Annotated in this window: 22 protein-coding genes; 3 read left to right on the top strand and 19 right to left on the bottom strand. The window is 66.7% G+C overall.

Annotated elements, in window-relative coordinates; translation table 11 throughout:
* Window positions 1-65: 65 nt before the first annotated feature.
* The 14 genes from groL to leuC form a co-directional block, all read right to left on the bottom strand.
* Window positions 66-1,709, bottom strand: coding sequence for a chaperonin GroEL (gene groL / locus C7416_RS10250; protein WP_012352004.1), 1,644 nt, complete (start codon window positions 1,707-1,709; stop codon window positions 66-68).
* A gap of 47 nt (window positions 1,710-1,756) precedes the next feature.
* A complete protein-coding gene (gene groES / locus C7416_RS10245) occupies window positions 1,757-2,047 on the bottom strand; it encodes a co-chaperone GroES (RefSeq protein ID WP_008644494.1) in 291 nt (96 codons plus the stop codon).
* 362 nt (window positions 2,048-2,409) lie between these two features.
* Window positions 2,410-3,036, bottom strand: coding sequence for an isochorismate family cysteine hydrolase YcaC (gene ycaC, locus C7416_RS10240; RefSeq protein ID WP_111518771.1), 627 nt, complete (start codon window positions 3,034-3,036; stop codon window positions 2,410-2,412).
* 104 nt (window positions 3,037-3,140) lie between these two features.
* Window positions 3,141-3,446 carry a YciI family protein gene (locus C7416_RS10235; protein ID WP_111518769.1) on the bottom strand — a complete coding sequence of 102 codons (306 nt, stop codon included), beginning with the start codon at window positions 3,444-3,446 and terminating at the stop codon, window positions 3,141-3,143.
* A gap of 11 nt (window positions 3,447-3,457) precedes the next feature.
* The gene (locus C7416_RS10230) at window positions 3,458-3,913 is read right to left on the bottom strand and encodes a nuclear transport factor 2 family protein (RefSeq protein WP_240988146.1); all 456 of its coding nucleotides are present in this window, start codon (window positions 3,911-3,913) and stop codon (window positions 3,458-3,460) included.
* Window positions 3,906-4,625 (bottom strand): ABC transporter ATP-binding protein, encoded by a 720-nt coding sequence (locus tag C7416_RS10225; protein WP_111518767.1) that lies wholly within the window; start codon window positions 4,623-4,625, stop codon window positions 3,906-3,908. The genes C7416_RS10230 and C7416_RS10225 overlap by 8 nt, the downstream gene beginning before the upstream one ends.
* Before the next feature lie 2 nt (window positions 4,626-4,627).
* Window positions 4,628-5,434, bottom strand: a complete 807-nt coding sequence (locus C7416_RS10220; RefSeq protein WP_111518765.1) for an ABC transporter ATP-binding protein — start codon at window positions 5,432-5,434, stop codon at window positions 4,628-4,630.
* Window positions 5,431-6,420 carry a branched-chain amino acid ABC transporter permease gene (locus C7416_RS10215; protein ID WP_111518763.1) on the bottom strand — a complete coding sequence of 330 codons (990 nt, stop codon included), beginning with the start codon at window positions 6,418-6,420 and terminating at the stop codon, window positions 5,431-5,433. Before C7416_RS10215 ends, C7416_RS10220 begins: the two co-directional genes overlap by 4 nt.
* A gap of 2 nt (window positions 6,421-6,422) precedes the next feature.
* Window positions 6,423-7,310: a branched-chain amino acid ABC transporter permease gene (locus C7416_RS10210; RefSeq protein WP_111518761.1), complete on the bottom strand. Its 888-nt coding sequence runs from the start codon at window positions 7,308-7,310 to the stop codon at window positions 6,423-6,425.
* A 39-nt stretch (window positions 7,311-7,349) separates the two neighbouring features.
* A complete protein-coding gene (locus C7416_RS10205; RefSeq protein WP_111518759.1) occupies window positions 7,350-8,510 on the bottom strand; it encodes an ABC transporter substrate-binding protein in 1,161 nt (386 codons plus the stop codon).
* Between the two features lie 70 nt (window positions 8,511-8,580).
* Entirely contained in the window at window positions 8,581-9,504 is a 924-nt protein-coding gene (locus C7416_RS10200) for an NAD(P)-dependent oxidoreductase (protein WP_111518757.1), read from the bottom strand.
* 15 nt (window positions 9,505-9,519) lie between these two features.
* Complete coding sequence (locus C7416_RS10195) at window positions 9,520-10,512, bottom strand: Bug family tripartite tricarboxylate transporter substrate binding protein (protein ID WP_111519053.1); 993 nt, start codon at window positions 10,510-10,512, stop codon at window positions 9,520-9,522.
* Between the two features lie 55 nt (window positions 10,513-10,567).
* Window positions 10,568-11,206 carry a 3-isopropylmalate dehydratase small subunit gene (gene leuD / locus C7416_RS10190; protein ID WP_111518755.1) on the bottom strand — a complete coding sequence of 213 codons (639 nt, stop codon included), beginning with the start codon at window positions 11,204-11,206 and terminating at the stop codon, window positions 10,568-10,570.
* Between the two features lie 19 nt (window positions 11,207-11,225).
* Window positions 11,226-12,641 (bottom strand): 3-isopropylmalate dehydratase large subunit, encoded by a 1,416-nt coding sequence (gene leuC, locus C7416_RS10185; RefSeq protein WP_111518753.1) that lies wholly within the window; start codon window positions 12,639-12,641, stop codon window positions 11,226-11,228.
* Between the two features lie 49 nt (window positions 12,642-12,690).
* On the opposite strand from leuC, the gene C7416_RS10180 reads away from it, so the two are divergent.
* The gene (locus C7416_RS10180; RefSeq protein ID WP_111518751.1) at window positions 12,691-13,545 is read left to right on the top strand and encodes an IclR family transcriptional regulator domain-containing protein; all 855 of its coding nucleotides are present in this window, start codon (window positions 12,691-12,693) and stop codon (window positions 13,543-13,545) included.
* 25 nt (window positions 13,546-13,570) lie between these two features.
* Here the strand turns inward: C7416_RS10180 and C7416_RS10175 are convergent, their stop codons facing one another.
* From C7416_RS10175 to C7416_RS10160, 4 genes are all read right to left on the bottom strand, one after another.
* Window positions 13,571-14,410 (bottom strand): dioxygenase family protein, encoded by an 840-nt coding sequence (locus tag C7416_RS10175; RefSeq protein WP_111518749.1) that lies wholly within the window; start codon window positions 14,408-14,410, stop codon window positions 13,571-13,573.
* Between the two features lie 20 nt (window positions 14,411-14,430).
* Window positions 14,431-16,077 (bottom strand): class I adenylate-forming enzyme family protein, encoded by a 1,647-nt coding sequence (locus C7416_RS10170; RefSeq protein ID WP_111518747.1) that lies wholly within the window; start codon window positions 16,075-16,077, stop codon window positions 14,431-14,433.
* Complete coding sequence (locus C7416_RS10165) at window positions 16,074-16,871, bottom strand: citryl-CoA lyase (protein WP_111518745.1); 798 nt, start codon at window positions 16,869-16,871, stop codon at window positions 16,074-16,076. The genes C7416_RS10170 and C7416_RS10165 overlap by 4 nt, the downstream gene beginning before the upstream one ends.
* A 150-nt stretch (window positions 16,872-17,021) precedes the next feature.
* A complete protein-coding gene (locus C7416_RS10160; RefSeq protein ID WP_111518743.1) occupies window positions 17,022-17,330 on the bottom strand; it encodes a hypothetical protein in 309 nt (102 codons plus the stop codon).
* A gap of 278 nt (window positions 17,331-17,608) precedes the next feature.
* Here C7416_RS10160 and C7416_RS10155 point away from each other — a divergent pair, with 278 nt between their 5' ends.
* A complete protein-coding gene (locus C7416_RS10155) occupies window positions 17,609-18,238 on the top strand; it encodes a TetR/AcrR family transcriptional regulator (RefSeq protein ID WP_240988145.1) in 630 nt (209 codons plus the stop codon).
* A 37-nt stretch (window positions 18,239-18,275) separates the two neighbouring features.
* Here the strand turns inward: C7416_RS10155 and C7416_RS10150 are convergent, their stop codons facing one another.
* Entirely contained in the window at window positions 18,276-19,217 is a 942-nt protein-coding gene (locus C7416_RS10150) for a LysR family transcriptional regulator (RefSeq protein WP_111518739.1), read from the bottom strand.
* Between C7416_RS10150 and C7416_RS10145 the strand changes: the two genes are divergently transcribed.
* Window positions 19,193-19,342 carry a hypothetical protein gene (locus C7416_RS10145; protein ID WP_373424926.1) on the top strand — a complete coding sequence of 50 codons (150 nt, stop codon included), beginning with the start codon at window positions 19,193-19,195 and terminating at the stop codon, window positions 19,340-19,342. The genes C7416_RS10150 and C7416_RS10145 overlap by 25 nt on opposite strands.
* Window positions 19,343-19,418: the final 76 nt, after the last annotated feature.

The following is a 19,418-nucleotide window of genomic DNA, read 5'->3' as shown; positions in this document are numbered from 1 at the left end:
GACTCGCGCCCGCGGGGGTTTTTTCATCGCAGCCTGCCCTCACGGGCAGTGGGCTGGGGGATGGATTACATCATGCCTTCCATGCCGCCCATGCCGCCCATGCCGCCCGGCATTGCCGGAGCCGACTCTTCCTTCGGCGTTTCGGCCACGGCGCAGTCGGTGGTCAGCATCAGCGAAGCCACCGAAGCGGCGTTCTGCAGTGCGGTGCGGGTGACCTTGGTCGGGTCCAGCACGCCCATTTCGACCAGGTCGCCGTACTCGCCCGAAGCGGCGTTGTAGCCATAGTTGCCCTTGCCTTCGATGACCTTGGCAACGACCACCGAAGCTTCTTCACCGGCGTTCAGCACGATCTGGCGCAGCGGCTCTTCCATCGCACGCAGCACGATCTTGATACCGGCGTTCTGGTCGGCGTTGTCGCCTTGCAGAGCCGAGATCGCAGCGCGGGCGCGCAGCAGGGCCACACCACCGCCGGGGACGATGCCTTCTTCCACCGCAGCGCGGGTGGCGTGCAGGGCGTCTTCCACGCGGGCCTTCTTTTCCTTCATTTCGACTTCGGTGGCAGCGCCAACCTTGATCACGGCAACACCGCCGGCCAGCTTGGCCACGCGCTCTTGCAGCTTCTCGCGGTCGTAGTCCGAGGTCGCTTCTTCGATCTGGGCGCGGATCTGCTTCACGCGGCCTTCGATGCCAGCAGCGTCACCGGCGCCATCGATGATGATGGTGTTTTCCTTGCCGATCTCGATGCGCTTGGCCTGGCCCAGGTCGTTCAGGGTGGCCTTTTCCAGCGTCAGGCCGACTTCCTCGGCGATGACGGTGCCGCCGGTCAGGATGGCGATGTCTTCCAGCATGGCCTTGCGGCGGTCGCCGAAGCCCGGGGCCTTGACGGCGGCGGTCTTCAGGATGCCACGGATGTTGTTGACCACCAGGGTCGCCAGGGCTTCGCCCTCGACGTCTTCAGCGATGATCAGCAGCGGACGGCCGGCCTTGGCCACTTGCTCCAGCACCGGCAGCAGGTCGCGGATGTTGCTGATCTTCTTGTCGAACAGCAGCACGAACGGGTTGTCCAGGGCAACAACCTGCTTTTCCGGGTTGTTGATGAAGTACGGCGACAGGTAGCCGCGGTCGAACTGCATGCCTTCCACGACTTCCAGCTCGTCGGCCAGCGACTTGCCGTCTTCGACGGTGATCACGCCTTCCTTGCCGACCTTGTCCATGGCTTCGGCGATGCGCTCGCCGATCGAGGCGTCGCTGTTGGCCGAGATCGCGCCAACCTGGGCGATTTCCTTGCTGGTGGTGGTGGGCTTGCTGATCTTCTTCAGCTCTTCCACGGCGGCGCCGACAGCCTTGTCGATGCCGCGCTTCAGGTCCATCGGGTTCATGCCGGCGGCGACGAACTTCATGCCTTCGCGCACGATCGACTGGGCCAGCACGGTTGCGGTGGTGGTACCGTCACCGGCGTTGTCGCTGGTCTTGGAAGCCACTTCCTTGACCATCTGCGCGCCCATGTTCTGCAGCTTGTCCTTCAGCTCGATTTCCTTGGCCACGGACACGCCGTCCTTGGTCACGGTCGGGCCGCCGAAGCTGCGCTCCAGCACCACGTTGCGGCCCTTCGGGCCCAGCGTCACTTTAACGGCGTTGGCGAGGATGTTCACGCCTTCGACCATCTTGGCACGGGCGGCGTCGCCGAACACTACGTCTTTTGCTGCCATGTTCTGAATCTCCTGAAATCTGTACGGGTGGGGCTACAAGTAACGGATTACTTGTTGACCACGGCCATGATGTCTTCTTCGCGCATGACCAGCAGTTCCTGGCCATCCACCTTCACGCCCTGGCCGGCATACTTGCCGAACAGCACGCGATCGCCGACCTTGACGTCCAGGGCGATGTTGTTGCCCTTGTCATCCTTCTTGCCGGGACCGATTGCCAGCACTTCGCCTTGATCGGGCTTCTCGGCAGCGTTGTCGGGAATCACGATACCGGACGCGGTCTTGGTTTCGTTGTCCAGACGCTTCACGATCACGCGGTCGTGCAGAGGACGCAGATTCATACGGACTCCTAGATACAAAGTGAGTTTTTGATCACAAATCGGCCGGCTACCGAGGCGACGGCCGTCAGAAATGTTCAGGTGTCGCAGAGGCTGTTAGCACTCACCCCTGACGAGTGCTAATTATAGGGACGGGGTAGGGGCATTTCAAGACAGGCGCTGGATGCGGGTTTTCCCGGGGGACGGGCGCAGCGCACATGGAGAGCCGGGGCTAAGGATTGCGCCGGAAGCGATGCCTTGGATCATCGCGATAACGTCGACGATGCGGCACGAATCGGAACTCGCCCCGCATCGCCTGCAGAATATTCCTGGTTGCCAGGCCGACGGCCAGCGCGGTGCCGGGTGGCCCCGCGCTGCCGCGATGTTTATTTGCCGCCCTTCACGGTGGTGTACGCCGTAATCAGGTTCCGATAGTCGGGAATATGGTTGGAGAACAAGGTCCCCAGCCCCTCGATGTCGTTGCGCCAGTCGCGATGAAGCTCGCAGGCAACGCCGAACCACGTCATCAGCTGGGCGCCGGCCTCGGCCATGCGGTGCCACGCGGATTCCCGCGTCACCTCATTGAAGGTCCCGGATGCATCGGTCACCACGAACACATCGTAGCCCTCTTCGATCGCCGACAATGCCGGAAACGCCACGCAGACCTCGGTCACCACCCCGGCGATCAGCAGTTGCTTCTTGCCGGTTGCCTTGACCGCCTTGACGAAATCCTCGTTGTCCCACGCATTGATCTGCCCGGGGCGCGGAATAAACGGCGCATCGGGGAACATGGCCTTGAGCTCCGGCACCAGCGGCCCGTTGGGTCCGTCCTCGAAGCTGGTGGTCAGGATCGTCGGCAGCTCGAAATACCTGGCCAGATCCGCCATGGCGAGCACGTTGTTCTTGAACTTGTCCGGCTCGATGTCGCGCACCAGCGACAGCAGGCCGGCCTGATGATCCACCATCAGCACCGCTGCCTGGCTCTTGTCCAAACGCTTGTAGGTCTTGCTCATCTTCCGCTCCTGTGAATGCGCGTCCGGTTCGGTTGGACACGCGTGGTGAAATCTTCTGCATGGCGCTGCAATCCATGCACGGCTGCCTGCTCACTACCGGTGAACTAAAGCGGGCGCTGTGCGCCTGGGTGGTTGTCCACCCGCAGCAGGAACGGATGGATATGGATCTCTTTCCACACGCCCGCCTGCTGGAAGGGATCGGCCCGGTTGAAGTCGATGACCTGCTGTTTGTCCTGCGCACGCACAAGGAACAAGCTGCCGATCATGCGCGCGCCGTCGTCGGACATCAACGGCCCGCACATTACGCACCGGACCTCTGCGGTTGCCAGGTAGGCGCGATGGGCGTCGTAGCTGTCGAGCCGGCGCTGCAAGGCATCGGCGTGGTCAAGGCAATGAATGATGAAGTCCATATCCCATATACCTATTGAAATGCCTGGCCTGGGGCCGCAGCAGCCGGCGCGGGGATCGGCGTCGAGGCCCACGCCAGCATCTGCCACGCGCCCTCCCGCCGCTTCCACACGCTGAGGAAGCGGTTGTCCAGCGTGCGTTCCACGCCGTCGACCACGGCAACCAGCAGGGCCTTGCCCTGCATCACGGCGATGTCGTTGTAGATTTCCTGCCCCACCTCCTGTACCGAGGCCCGCAGGTAGCGCACCCGCCCGCTGCGCAGCGATGCCAGGTATGCCTGCTTGTCTTCGCGCAACGCCGAGGAGTGCGTGTAGCTGAGTTCATCCGCAAGCAGGTCTTCCAGCCCCGCGATATCGCCGGCGAGCATTGCGCGGTATCGCGCGGCATCCGCCTGCCTGAGCGCAGCGAGATCTTCCATATACCCTCCGGTCGTCGTGTCCGTCTTGCCCATGTCGGTGCCCTCAGCCATGCAGATACGCCTTCACCAGCGTCTTGTCGTTCAGCAGCGCCTGCCACTCTCCGCGCCGCACTTCGTGGATAACCCGTCCCACCGAAAGCACGTAGGCGCGGTCGGTCATCTCCGCGGCAATCGCCACGCTCTGTTCCACCAGCACGATGCTCAGCCCGCGCTCGCGCAGCCGGTTGAGCACGGCCAGGATTTCCTTGACAATGCGCGGCGCCAGGCCCGTGGTCAGCTCGTCCATGATCAGCAGGTCGGGCTGCAGCAGCAGCGCGCGGGCGATCGCCACCATCTGCTGCTGCCCGCCCGAGAGCAGGCCAACCTGGCCGCTGCCGCGCTCGCGCAGCAGCGGGAACAGTTCGCAGACTTCGTCGTGCGTGAAGCGCATCGCGCCGCCACGCGCGCGCCTGCCGGCTTGCTCGGCAAGCCGCAGGTTGTCACGCACCGACAGCTCGCCGAACAGGTTGCGGTTCTCCAGCACCACGGCAATGCCATGCTCGAAGCGGCGATGCCCCGGCACGTGGCCGATTTCCACCCCATCCTTGACGATGCTGCCCGCCATCGGCCGCACCAGCCCGGACAGCGTGCGCACCAGCGCCGTCTTGCCCGCGCCATTGGCACCGACCACGGCCACCGCCTCGCCCGGCCCGACCTCGATGTTGATGTCATGCAGCACTGGCACCGGGCTGTAGCCGGCGTGCAGGCCTTTCACTTTCAGCATGGTCAGACTCCCATATAGGCTTCGCGCACGCGCGGGTCGGCCTGCACGGCTTGCAGCGTGCCGCTGGCGATGATTTCCCCGTAATACAGCACGTGGGCGCTGCCGCAGATCGTCATCAGCCCCATGTCGTGCGACACCAGCAGGATGGTCATGCCTTCGCCGTTCAGGCGCAGGATCCACGCGCGCAGCAATTCGATTTCCTCGCTGTTCAGCCCCGAGGACGGTTCATCCAGCAACAGCAGGCTGGGTTCGCCGATGCAGGCGCGCGCCAGTTCCACGATGCGCCGCTGGCCCGCGGGCAGCGCGCCGGCGCGGTGCTGCAGCAGGCCTTCCAGGCCGAACTTCCGTGCGCATGCCAGCGCGGCCTCGTGCATCGCCTGCAGTTCGCGGCGCGACAGCGGCGAGCGCAGCATCGCATGCACCACGCCCGAGCGCGTGGCCTTGTGGCAGCCGGCCATCAGGTTTTCCAGCACCGTCATGTGCTCGAACACCTGCGGCGTCTGGAATGTGCGCACCAGTCCGGCGCGGCTGCGCTGCTGCACGCTGTCGGCGGTGATGTCGCGCCCTGCCAGCAGCACCTTGCCGCCCTTGGGGCGCAGAAAGCCGGAGATGATGTTGAAGCAGGTGGTCTTGCCACTGCCGTTGGGGCCGATCAGGCCGACGATGCTGCCGGCCGGCACATCGAACGCAACATTGCGCAGCACGTCAAGCCCGCCAAAGCTGTGCGCGACCGCTTCGACCCGCAGCAGGGCTTGCGCTTGTGCCGCGCCCGCGGCACTGGCGCCGAATTCAGCGATGGCGGAATTCATCGGACCTCCTTCAATGCGGGGTTCTGCGTGCGGCCGACGGTGCGGCGATGCATGCGGCTAATCACGCCCGCGAGCCCACCCATGATCCCGCCGGGCATCAACGTGACCACCAGCACCAGCGCCGCGCCAAACAGCACCTGGTGGAAGTCTCCCAGTCCGCTAAGCAGCTCCGGGACCAGCGACACAAACAATGCGCCAATCACCACGCCGTAGGTGGAGCGCGCGCCTGCCACCACCGGCACCAGCAGGAACACGATCGAGCGCTCCACCGTAAAGCTCTGCACGCTGACGAACGACACGTAGTGCGCAAACAGGGTTCCCGCCAGCGAGCCGAGCATGGCCGACAGCACGAACATCGCGGTCTTCAGCCGGTGCATGTCGATGCCGAGCACCTGTGCGGCCGGTGCCGCGTCGCGCATGGCCCGCATGGCCAGGCCGGGGCGGCCCTTGACGAGGTTGTCCACCAGCCAGAGCAGCAGCGCCACCAGCGGCCAGGCAAAGTAGTAGTAGCGCTCCGGCGTATCCAGCAGGAAGCCGAACAGCGACAGCTTGGGGATGCCACCGATGCCCAGCGTGCCGCCGGTCAGCCAGTCCCATTCGAAGAACAGCACACTGGCGATGCTGCCGACGGCCAGCGTCGCCAGTGCCAGGAAGAAGCCGCCCAGGCGCAGCACCGGCAGGCCGATCGCCGCCGCCAGCGCCGCGCTGGCCAGCAGGCCTGCCGCGGCACCGGCCAGGGCCGGCCATCCCAGCACCGTGGTGCAGTAGGCCGAGGCATAGGCGCCAATGCCATAGAACGAGGCCTGCGCCAGGTTGACGATGCCGCATTGCCCCAGCAGCAGGCCGACGCCCAGGCCGCCCACGGCCAGGATGGCGGCGAAGTTGAGCAGGTCGATGTGGTGGCGCGACAGCAGTTGCCCGGCCAGCGCCCACACTACCACCGCGGCCACCACCAGCCAGCGCGTGGCGTTGGATGATGCATTCATGCTTATCCTCCCTTGCGCCCCGCGCGGCCCAGCACGCCGTTGGGGAGCAGAATCATGATGACAACCAGGATCGACAGCGCGACCACGTCGCGATAGCCCGACGGAAAGCCCACCACCGCCAGCGATTCGGTCAGACCCAGCAGCAACCCGCCCACCACCGCGCCCAGCGGATTGCCCAGCCCGCCGAGGATGGCCGCGGCAAAGCCCTTCAGCGTCAGGCCGATACCCATCTGGTAGTTCATCGACAGCAGCGGCGTCACCAGCACCCCTGCGACCGCGCCGAAGCCGCCGCCGAGCAGGAAGGTCAGCGTGCGCATGCGGCGCACGTTGATGCCGGTGGTGGTGGCACCGTCGGGGTCCAGCGACGCCGCCGTCATGGCCAGGCCCACCAGGGTCTTGGTGTAGAACAGCCGCAACGCCGCCACCAGCAGCACCGCAATGCCCACCAGCGCCAGGGCATGCATGGGCGCAGTCGCTCCCAGCAGCTCCACCACGCCTTCGCCGCCGATGGCCGGCAGCAGGTGCGAATCGCGCCCGCCGAAATACAGCGCCGCGGCCGACAGCGCGAACGCAAGGCCGATGGTCAGCAGCAGGAAGCTCTCCTCGCCGGCGCCGCGCCGCATCATCGGGCGCACGAACAACGTGTCGATGGCCAGGCCGCTGGCGGCCCCGGCGGCAATGCCGCCGGCAATCGCCACCGGATAAGGCAGGCCCAGCGTCTTGAGCGCGAATACCGCAACCAGCGCGCCAATCACCGCAAACTCTCCCTGCATCGCATTGACGATGCGCGTGCCCTTGAAGATGATCGATATGCCCACGCCGATCAGCGCGTAGACGAAACCGTTGGTGATCCCGGACAGGACCGCCTGGATAACTAGGGTGTCAGACATTGCCGATCCTTTTGCCGATGCGTTTTGCCGCTACACCGGCTAGGGCCGGGCCTTGTAGTCCAGCCGCACGAACTGGCCCTTCTGCAGCTTCGAGTAGGTAAAGCCGGCCAGCGTCATGCCGCCCATATCGGGCGCAGAAAAGTCATAGCCCATCGTGACGCCCTGGTAAGGCCGGCGCAGCGCGCTGCAGAGCTTGTCGCCGGCCACATCGGCGCCCGCCGCCTTCAGGCCGCTGGCCAGCGCCATCACCGCATCCCAGCCCACCGCGGCGAAATGCTTGGGCAGCTTGCCGTACTCCTTGCGGTAAGCCTCGACAAACTCCTTCTGCGCCGGCAGCGGATCTTCGGAAACGATGAACTCGGGATGGATGATGTTGTCGGCGGCCTCGCCCATGCCCTTGACGGTCTCGTAGGTGGCGGTGCCGTGCACGGAGATGATCGGCGCGCCGACCTTCAGCTGGCGCACATTGCGGAACGGCGCGGGCGAGGTCGAGATGACGACGATCGCGTCCGGCGTGGCGGCCTTGAGCTTGGCAGCCTGCGTGGTGACGTCGGTGGCGGCGATCTCGAATTTCTCGACCTGCACGAAGGCGACGCCGTATTGCCGGTCCAGCGTCTTCATGCTGCTCCACACCACCTGGCCGTAGCCCGAATCGTGCAGCACGCCGATGCGTTTGAGGCCGTTGTCGCGCGCATAGGACAGCACCGCGCGCGCATTCAGTTCCTGCGAGGGCGTCAGGTGGAAGACGCAGGTACGCTCGCGCTCCACCGCCGGCCCGAGTCCGGAGAACGCAAACAGCGGCACCTTCTGCGCCTGCGTGATGCCGCCGATGGCCACGGTCTGCGCGATGCCGGACGGGCCGACGATGGCGCGCACCTTGTGCGTGTGCAGCAGTGCGTTGGCCTTGGCCACGGCGGTATCCGGGCTGGAGCCGTCGTCCTCGACGACCAGCTCCAGCGGCCGCCCGCCGATGCCGCCGCCGGCATTGATGACTTTCTGCGCCAGCAGCGCGCCTTCGCGCTCGGCCAGCCCCACGGCGGCGAGGCCGCCGGTCGTTGAAAACAGGCCGCCGATGCGCACCGGCTCCGCGCCGGGCCTGGCCTGGGCCAGCGCCGGCTGTTGCGCCAGTCCGAACATCACTCCGGCCACCGCGGCGCACAGGACGCCCTGCGGCGTCCGGATGATTTGCTTGAGGTTCATGTCTCCATCCTTTTTGTCATGATTCATGGGTCTTGGGCGCGCTCTCGCGGCGCGCCTCAGTTGAAGGCGGCTAGCGCGCCACCCCGCCCGGCGCACTGCTCCACGCCGGCACATCGGCCAGCGCGGCAATGTCGAGATGGCCCAGGTCGCGCTGCTGCATCATCGCCAGGTACTGCCGCACCAGCGACGAGATCGGCAGGGCCACGGCGTTGTCGCGCGCCACGGCAAGGGCCAGGTCCAGGTCCTTTGCCACCAGCGAGATCGGCCCCGCCGCGCCGTATTCGCGCTGCTTGAGCTTGTCGGCCTTGGTGCGGTAGTGCGCGCTGCCGACGATGCTGTCATTGATCGCATCGACCATCAGCGCGCGGTCCAGCCCGGCGCGCTCACCGAAGGCCAGCCCTTCCCCGATCACCGCGGTGCTCATGAACACCATCATGTTGATCATCAGCTTGATCACGCGCGCCTCGTCGCCGCCGCCGACATAAGACTGGCGCGCGGTCAGGCAGGCCAGCAGCGGCTGCACCGCAGCGAACGCCTCGCGTGGCCCGGACACAAAGCAGCTCAGCTGCGCGCTCGCGGCCAGCGACACCGTGCCGGACACCGGCGCGCGCAGCCAGCTGGCGCCGCGCCGCGCCAGTGCCTCGGCCACCTCAGCCGAGGCTTCTGGCGATACCGTGCTCATGTCGACAAAGACCTGGCCCGTGGCCGCCGCAGCGGCAATGCCGCCGTCGGACAGGAACAGCGCGCGCAAGCTGCTGTCATCGAAGATGGTAGAGAACACCACATCGGATTGCGCTACCACATCCCGCGCGGACGGCATGGCGTGGGCACCCGCTGCAACGACCGGCTCGCACTGGGTGGGCACCTTGTCGAACACCGTCAGCGCGTGGCCGGCCTTCAGCAGGTTCAGGCACATCGGCCTGCCCATGGCTCCGATACCGATCCAGCCGATGCGCGGCGAAGACGAGGTGCGTTCGTGATTCACGTTTTTCATGTCCTTGCCTTCCGGTCACTCGACCTTGACGCCCGACAGGGCAACGACCTTGCGCGTCTGCTGCGTCTGCGTCTCGATATAGCGGGCAAACTGTTCCGGGGTCAGCTTCATCGGCACCATCCCCTGCGCCGCAAAGTGCTTCTCCACGAAATCCTGTTCGTCGAGGATCTCGCGGATGGTGGCATTGAGCTTGTCGACCACCGCGCGCGGCACCTTGGCCGGCGCCAGCACGCCGTAGACGGCGGAGATGTTCATCTCCTTGTAGCCGGCCTCCTCGAAGGTGGGGACCTGCGGCAAGGCACGCGTGCGCTTGTCGCCGCTGACCGCCAGCACCTTGAGCTTCTTCGCCGCGACGAAGCTCTGGATTGTTGGCAGCGCCGGGAAGGTCGTCAGGATCTGCCCGCCGACCACATCGGCCACCGCGGGCGCCGAGCCCTTGTACGGCACGTGCACGAGGTCCGTGCCGGCCAGCTTGTTGAACAGCGCGCCCATCAGGTGCGGCTGGCTGCCGGCGCCGAACGATCCGTAGCTGAGCGCCTGCGGGCGGGCCTTGGCATAGGCCGCCAGGTCCTTGACGCTGTCCACCGGCAGGCTGCCCGATACCGCCATCACCAGCGGCACATAGCCGATCGCCGCCACCGGCGCAAAGTCGCGCGCGACGTTGTAGGAAATTGATGGCAGCACCACCGGATTGAGCACGAAGGTGGCGTCGTTGGTCAGCAGCAGCGTGTAGCCGTCTGGCTGCGCCTTGGCCACCGCGTCGGCGCCGATCACGGTGTTGGCGCCGCTCTTGTTCTCCACCACCACCGGCTGGCGCAGTTTTTCGGACATGCGCTGGGCCAGTTGCCGGGCGATGATGTCGGTCGTGCCGCCGGGTGCGTACGGCACGACCATGCGGATCGGTTGGGCGGGATAGGCTTGTGCCAGGGCAGCACTTGCGCCGGCAAAACAGGCCAGGCCGAGCACGGTGGCGCACAGTGCGCGAGGGGTGTGAGCGTTCCAGTTCATCATGTCTCCATCTATCGTTGTCGGGGTTCTCCGGCTCGTGCGGCCGGATGTCCATTCAGTTGAACAACCACGGTTCGCGCTGCCGCCGCACTTGCTCGTAGGCGTCTATCTGTGCTGCGTGGCGCAGCGCGAGGGCGATATCGTCCAGCCCGTTGAGCAGGCAATGCTGCTTGAACGGGTCGAGCGTGAAAGCGATCACCTCCCCGGCCGGCGTGACCACCTGCTGCGCGGCCAGGTCCACCTGCAGCCGGTAGCCCGGCGTGGCGGCCACGTCGGCAAACAGGCGGTCGACCACCTCCGGCGCCGCCACGATCGGCAGCAGGCCGTTCTTCAGGCAGTTGTTGTAGAAGATGTCGGCAAAGCCCGGCGCGATCAGCGCGCGCAGGCCGAAGTCTTCCAGCGCCCACGGCGCATGCTCGCGCGAAGAGCCGCAACCGAAGTTCTCGCGCGCCAGCAGGATCGACGCGCCGCGGTAGCGCGGCTGGTTCAGCACGAAGTCCGGGTTCAGCGGCCGCGTGCTGCAGTCCTGCCCGGGCTCGCCGTGGTCAAGGTAGCGCCATTCGTCGAACAGGTAAGGGCCGAAGCCGCTGCGCCGGATCGATTTCAGGAACTGCTTGGGGAGGATGGCATCGGTATCGACATTGGCGCGGTCCAGCGGCGCGACCAGGCCATCCAGGGTGGTAAAGGCTTTCATGGCTCGGCTTCCTCTGCTGTTACAACGCGCGGACATCGACGAAGTGCCCTGCGACAGCCGCGGCGGCCGCCATCTGCGGGCTCACCAGGTGGGTGCGCCCGCCCGGCCCCTGCCTGCCTTCGAAATTGCGGTTGGATGTCGATGCACAGCGTTCGCCCGCGACAAGGCGGTCGTCGTTCATGCCCAGGCACATCGAGCAGCCCGGCTCGCGCCATTCGAAGCCGGCCGCGATAAAGACCTGGTCAAGCCCCTCGGCCTCGGCCTGGGACTTGACCAGCCCGGAGCCCGGCACCACCAGTGCCTGCCGGATGCGCGGCGACACATGCCGGCCGCGCACGACCTCCGCCGCGGCGCGCAGGTCTTCGATGCGCGCGTTGGTGCATGACCCGATAAAGACCTTGTCGACCCCGACCGCTTCGATCGGCGTATTCGGCAGCAGGCCCATGTAGCGCAGCGCCGCCTCGATGCCCTTGCGCCGCACCGGGTCGCGCTCGTCGCGCGGATCGGGAATGCGCGCGCCGACGGGCACCACCATCTCCGGCGATGTGCCCCAGGTCACGTGCGGGCAGATGGTGGCGGCATCCAGGTCCACCACGGCATCGAAGGTCGCGCCCGGGTCGCTGCGCAGCGTGCGCCAGTATTCGACGGCAGCGTCCCACATCTGGTCCTGCGGGGCCTGCGGCCGTCCGCGCAGGTACGCCAGCGTGGTCTCGTCCACGGCGACCATGCCGGTGCGCGCGCCGGCCTCGATCGCCATGTTGCACACGGTCATGCGCGCTTCCATGCTGAGGCCGCGGATGGTGCTGCCGGCGAACTCGATCACATGGCCGGTCGCGCCGGCCGTGCCGATGCGCCCGATCAGCGCGAGCGCGATGTCCTTGGCGGCAACACCCTTGCCCAGCTCGCCTTCCACGCGCACCAGCATCGACTTCGGCTTCTTCATCCACAGGCATTGCGCGGCCAGCACCTGCTCCACTTCCGAGGTGCCGATGCCGAACGCGAACGCCGCGAACGCGCCGTGCGTGGAGGTATGCGAATCGCCGCAGGCGATGGTCATGCCGGGCAAGGTCGCGCCGCGTTCCGGCCCCACCACATGCAGGATGCCCTGGCGCGGATCGTCCATGCCGAAGTTGACGATGCCGTTCTCTTCGCAGTTGCGGTCGAGCGCGTCCACCTGCGCGCGGCTCACCGGATCGGCGATGCCCTGGCTGCGCGCGGTGGTGGGCACGTTGTGGTCGGCGGTGGCCAGCACCGAGGCGGCGCGCCACACCTTACGTCCATTCAGCCGCAGCCCTTCGAAGGCCTGCGGGCTGGTCACCTCATTGACGAGGTGGCGGTCGATATAGACCAGTGCGGGGCCGCCGGCTTCCTGGTGGATCACGTGGCTGGCCCAGAGCTTGTCGAGCAGGCTCGCGGGACGGTTGGGTTCGGTCATGATGTCTCCTTGCTGGTCTTCAATTCATTGCTGCGGATAGAATGCGTGCATGACTTCCGCTGCCAAACCCACCGCCCCCGTCGACCGCGACTCTCCGCGCAAGCTCGAAGAAGGCCACCGCGACTACGTTGCGGCGCTGGCGCGCGGATTGGCGGTGATCCAGGCGTTTACCCACGCCACGCCGGAAATGACGCTCAGCGAAGTCGCCCAGGCCACCGGCATGACGCCCGCCAGCGCGCGCCGTGCCTTGCTGACGCTGCAGGCGCTGGGCTACATCGGCGCCAACGGGCGGCGCTTCGTGCTGCTGCCCAAGGTCCTGTCGCTCGGTGCCGCCTTCCTCAGCTCGATGAACCTGCGCGACATCGTCCAGCCCTTCCTGCAGGAAGTGGCCGAGCGCTTCCGCGATTCGGTCTCGCTCGCCATCCTCGACGGCGACAGCGTGGTCTACCTGGCGCATGTGCCCAGCCAGCGTCGCATCGCCTTCCGCGCCTCGGTCGGCTACCGGCTGCCGGTGCATTGCACCTCGCTCGGCCTTGCCTTGCTGGCCCATGCGCCCAAGGCCCAGCAGAACAAGGTCCTGGACCAGGCACCGTTCCAGAAATTCACACCGAAGACGCTCAGCGATGCCGATGCGCTGCGCGCCGCGCTGGCACGCACGCTGGAACAGGGCTATGCGCTCCAGGAAGGCCAGCTCGAACTCAACGTCCTGTCGATCGCCGTGCCCGTGCGCGATCCGCAGCAGCGCGTGATCGCCGCCATCAACTGCTCCACCGAGACCGAGCGCACCAGCCCCGACGAGCTGGTGGCGACACGGCTGCCGGCACTGCGCGAAGCGGCCGCGATGATCGAGGCCGCGATCCGGCGGGCACCCACGCTGGCGCATTCGATCCTGGCGGCTTCCTGAGCGGCGCGCGCCTTACAACGCCGCATCAGGTCGCCACCTCCGGCTCGATCACCACATCCAGCGTCAGCAGCTGGTAGCCGTCACGCTGCGGATGCGGCCCCACCTCGACGATATGGTCATCGATGGTCGAGAAGATGCAGTCGACCGGATTGGCGGGGTCGCCCTTGAAATAGATCTGCGACGTCAGCGTGCGGTATCCCGGCTGCACCACCCGGTAATGGATATGCGGTGCGCGCTGGCGGTTGCGGCCCAGGCGCCGCATCAGCACGCCGACCTCGGTGTCCTCGCGCCCGATGATGTAGCCGCCCGGCCGCACCGTGAAGATCCGGAAGCCGCCCTCGGCATCGCAGCGCAGCTTGCCGCGCAGGTTGTCTTCGGACTGGGCGTCGTCTTCGTTCTCGTAGCGTCCAAACTGGTTGGGCTGCCACACGATCAGCGTCGCGCCCGGCACCGGCTGGCCGGTGCGCGCATCCAGCACGCGCCCGCGCACCTCGAGCCGCTGCCCGGGCTCCTCCGCCGTCGCCAGGTGGCAGGGGTTGCTGCCTTCGGCGACCTGGTCCTTGGGGAACGGGCCGGTCACGTTCTGCGGCGTGGCTTGCGCGCCGGTGCGCGCCAGGTCCAGCGCGCGCATGGTCAGGCCCATCATGTCGCACAGCATGATCAGCTCATCCTGCGCGGCCACCCGGCCCAGCCAGGCGGCAATGCGATAGAGCTGCGCATCGGTCAGCTGCAGCTCGTCGAGCATGGCGTGGAAATGCCGTAGCGCCACGCCGAATTGTGCTTGCAGGGTAGCGTCGGAGCCGGGCGCGCCGGGGCACATGGCGTCCAGCGCGCGCTGCAGCGTGTAGTTGTCCTGGGTGCTCATATTTGTCTCCATAATTCTGATTATTGGCTGGCGGCCGACAGGTCGATCGCGCGCGCCAGCAAGGTCCGGTCGGCCTTCAGCTTGTGCTTGGCGGGCTTGTGCGTCGGCGTGTGAGGAATCGCCTCGACGGTGGCGATATAACGCGGCAGCTTGTGCACAGCCAGGCGGCCGCGCGCCCACGCGAGCAGCTCCGCCGCATCGGCCGACTGGCCCTGGCGGAACTGCACCGCCAGCAGGATTTCTTCCTCGCCAAGTTCCGCGGGCACGCCGATGGCCGCCGCTTCTTCCACCGCCGGGTGTTCGCCGAAAATGCGGTCGAGTTCGGCGCCCGACACGTTCTCGCCCTTGCGCCGGATCACATCCTTCTTGCGCGCGACAAAGACGTAGTAGCCGTCCTGGTCCTGGCGCACCAGGTCGCCGGTGGCGAACCAGCCGTCGCGGAACGCCGCCTCGGTCTGAGCCGGGTCGCGGTAATAGCCTTGCATCAGCGTGGGCGTGCGGATCAGCAGTTCGCCCGCGTCGCCGGGGACCACGTCGTTGCCATCGTCGTCGACGATGCGGGCCTGCGGCACCGGCACCGCCGGATCCGGGTGGGGCGAGATCAGGCCCATGGTGCCAAGCTTGTGCGGGCCGTCGAACGGATTGGCGATCACGCCCGGGATTTCCGTCATGCCATAGCATTCGATCAGGCGCGGCACGTGGAACTCCTGCTTCATCACACGCACCATTTCCTGGGTCTGCGGCGCGATAAACATCTTGGTGATGCGGTGACCGGGCACGAACTCGGCCCGCGGGCGCCGGGCCAGGATGCTACCGGCCGCCGCCACCAGGTTCACCTCCGTGGCGCCGGTCTCGGCGGCAAAGCGCCAGAACGACGACGCCGGGAACCTGCGCATCAGCACCAGGCAGCCGCCGCATGCCAGCGCCCCGCCCACCGAATACATCAGCGCATTGATATGGAACAGCGGCATCACGCACATCACGCGCTCGTCGGGCTGCAGCTGCAGCCGGCCGACGAAAGCTTCTGCGGTCAGCACATAGCCGCGGTGGCTGTGCATCGCGCCCTTGGGAAAGCCCGTGGTGCCGGAGGTGTAGATGATCAGCGCGGTGTCCCGGTCGCTGCCGTGGCCGGCAGCTTCGTCGGCAAACTCACCGGTGTCCGCCGCCATCGACTGCGCCAGCGTCGGCACGCCGTGGTCGCCGGGCTCGTTGGCGCGCAGCCAGACTTCGCCGCCGAGCGCGCGGACGATGGCCGCGCCGGTTTCCAGCGTGGCCGGCGAGCACACCAGCCCGCACACCTGCGCATGCTCGAACACGTACAGCGCCTCGTCCAGGCGGTATTCCGGGTTGGCCGGCACCATGGTCGCGCCGAGGCGCGCCAGCGCGAACATCACCACGACCGTGGACGGATGGTTGGCGGACAGCACCCCGACGCGGTCGCCGCGGCGCACGCGCATGGCCTGCGCCAGCCATTGCGCGGTCTCCACGATTCGCGTGTCGAGTTCGCGATAGCTCCAGGTCTGGCCCTCGAACAGCAATGCCGGCTTGTCCGGGTGCGCGGCCACGCGGGCCGCGAGGAAACCGGTCAGCGTGAAGTCATGCTGCGGGTATTGCCTGAGCACGTCGAGCGGCGCCATCGTGCCGATATGGGTGGCGGGCGCGTTCATGATGCTTGCGCCGGCGCGGCGCTGTAGGCGATGGCGTGTTCGGCGGCATCGGCCAGGATGAAGCCGATCGGCTGGCGGCGTTCCTCCTGCAAGTGGGCGATCAGGCTGGCCACGCGCGCCAGCAGCGGCACGCCCTTGAGCGCGGTGGCGGGATAGCCTGCGTCCAGCAGGACGGCGGGGATCGCGCCCGAAACATTGAGCGGCAGGGGCTTGCTGTAGTGCTCGGGTACAGCGGCTGCGACCGCTTCCAGCGCGGCCACGTGGTCGCCGGCGACGCCCAGCTCCCGCGCGATGGCCAGCAGCCGGTGCGCGCGCGGGTCCCCGAGCTTGTGCGTCGGATGGCCAAATCCGGGCAGCGGCTTGCGCGCCTGGCGCACGGCCCGGACCACGGAGTTCGCGCTCTCGGCCAGCGTGCCGTGTTCCCGGCCGGCGAGCACTTCCGCGAGCAGCTGCCCCGCGCTTTCCGATGCGCCCAGGATCACCGAGCCGCAACCCAGCACGCCGGCCGCCACCGCGCCCTGCAACGCATCCGGCGCGGCGGCCAGCGTCATGCGCGCGGCCTGCACCGAGGGGACCAGGCCATGTTCCGCGATCGCAACGAGGCAGGCATCGGTGACCGCCACCAGCTTTGCGTCAGGCTCGCGGCCGGTCAGCAGGAACAGGAAGTAGGCGGTGAAGCCGGTCTTGCCAATCAGGGCCTCGCTCAGATCTTTGCCATGTACCGAAACGCCGTGGATATCCACCTGCGCGATGCTGGTCTGCCCCGCTGGCCGGGGATGTTTCGCGTCCGTCACCTTGCCTCCTTTTTTTGCGCTAGGCGCAATCTACTGCGATATGCGAATTATTCTAGGATGGGGATGCGGGTTCTCGCAAGAACGGTAAACCCGCATTCGCCATCGTCGCGTGCGGCCGGCACCGCGGCTTGCGCCTGACCGGCGTGCCGGTCAGGCGCCATCCGTGAACGGGTCGGCGCTGCCGCTTTTTGCCAGCGCCCCGTCGCCGTACGGATCCACCTGGCGCACTGCGCCGTCGGTGAAGGGATCCATTTGCCGCCGGGCTCCGTCGGTAAAAGGATCCGCCTGGCGCAACGCCAGGCGGCGGAACTGCTCATCCACGAGGCGCCCGCTCTGCGAGCGCTGTATAGCCTCGGCGACATGCCCGCCGTTGGTGTAAACCTCGGAGGCCCGCACCGCGGCTTGCGCGCTGGCGGCCATCCCCATCATCACGATTACGGCGATCGATGCCTTTTTCATCACATTCTCCATTTCGGTTGAAAAACCCTGTGTTGGGCGAGGCGCGTGCCGCGCTTCACGATCCAAATATAGTAAAACCGTACCGTACGGTACTAAATTATTCAGAATGGTTTGCTCAGAAATTTTGAACAGGACGACGACGGCGTGGTGATGACTTGGATTGCGCGGGCATTTGGTAGACTGCGCGGGGCTCCTGCACACCCCTTGTCACGCTTCGCTACCCGATGGCATCACCCACACGCGATACCAACACCCCTGCTCACCGCCCGCCCCAACGCATGACGCGCCGTGGCGAAGAGAAGCGCGCGCTGCTCCTGAGCACGGCCGCCGACATGTTTCTCGAGCACGGCTACGACGGCGTCAGCCTCGACGACATCGTCAAGGCGTGCGGGGGCTCCAAGACCAACGTCTACAGCTTTTTCGGCGGCAAGGACGGTTTGTTCGTGGCGGTGGTGGAGCGGCTGTGCGACCGCTTCCTGGAAAAGACCGAGAAGGGTGTCGATGTGTCGCACTGCGATGCGGCGCAGGGGCTTGGCAAGATCGCGCACAGCTTCCTGCAGTCATTGCTGGAGGAACGCCACCTGGCGTTCCTGCGGCTGATCTTCGCGGAATCGCGGCGCTTTCCCGCATTGGGTAACGCCTGGTATACGCGCGGTCCGGCCGCGACCTGCGCCTATGTGGCGGCCTTCCTTGGCAGCCAGCAGGCCAAAGGCACGCGGCTCTCGGCCAGTCCCGAGGTCAGCGCCAGGCTGTTCCATGGCATGGTGCTGGCCAGCGTGCTGCACCGTACGCTGGCCACCGGCATTCGTCCGGACGATGCAGAGATCGATGCGCTGGTGCGTGACGCCATTGCGGTGATCGTGCCGGCGGTCGATGCCGGCACCCGGGCTGAACCTCGGGGGCGATAGCGCCAGCAGCGGGGGTTGTAGCGAGGGATGCTTACCCCTAGCTCATGACGGACCTGGCCGCGGCGGACCGCTTCCTTTTCCCGACGCCCTCGAAACAATGCTCAAGGAAGGCTTCGCCGCCCGCGCCAAGCCGGCGTTCGCGATGCGTCACTACCGCGAGCTGGCGCACCGCGGTGGGAAGAAAGGCGCGCAACTCCTTCAGTTCACCGCGGCGGAGCGAGGCTGCAACGCTGTGCCGGGGCAGGATCGCCAACGCGTCGCCGGCCGCGACGAGGGCCTTGATGGCTTCCGGCGTGCCAAGCTCGAAATCGACCTGGACATCCTCCAGCTGCGCCAGCAGCCAGCGGTCCGAGGCCTCGCGCGTCCCCGAACCGCGCTCGCGCAATGCCCACCGTGCCTGGCGCAGCGCTTCACGCGTGACCAGGCCCCGCGCCAGCGGGTGGGTAGGCGAAGCAATAATCACCATCTCGTCGGTCATCCATTCTCGCAGCGACAGGTCAGGGTGCGTTTGCGGCCCTTCGATGAAGCCAATGTCGGCATCGAAGGCGGCCACTGCGGCGAGCACTTCGGTGGTGTTTGAAATCTGCAGGCGCACCGGGCTATTGGGATGGGACACCTTCCAGCGCGCAAGCAATGGCGGCAGGATATGTTCGCCGATCGTCATGCTGGCCGCGACGCGCAGGGGCGCGGCGTGCTGCCCGTGAAATAGATGTTCGAGTTCGCCCGCGGCTTCGATCAGCGAGGCAGCGCGCGGCAGAAATGCCCGACCGTTCTCATTCAGGACCAGCCGGCGCCCGCTGCGATCAAAAAGCTGGACGCCGAGCAGCGCCTCCAACTCGACCAACGCACTGCTGGCCGCCGACTGCGACCTGGCGACGCGATCCGCAGCCGCCCGCGTCGAACCGTCATGGGCCGTGGCAAGAAACACCTCCAGCAGCTTCAGGTTGATACGCAGTGTTCGCGGAAGAGCCGCTGGCACATGCGCCGCATTTCGACGGCTGTCCGAACCTGATCCTCACGCCTCATATCGGCGGACTGACGATCGAATCGAACGAGCGGGTGAGCAGCCTCGTGGCTTCGAAAGTGCTGGAAGCCCTGGCCTGACCACGGAGACCGTTCGCCCAACCTACCCCACCGCGCACAAGCATTTACCTCAGAAGGCCGACATCAACCACGGCCT

Source organism: Cupriavidus phytorum, from assembly GCF_003254285.1.
Taxonomy (GTDB): Bacteria; Pseudomonadota; Gammaproteobacteria; order Burkholderiales; family Burkholderiaceae; genus Cupriavidus; species Cupriavidus phytorum.
This window is presented reverse-complemented; position numbering and strand designations above follow the sequence as displayed.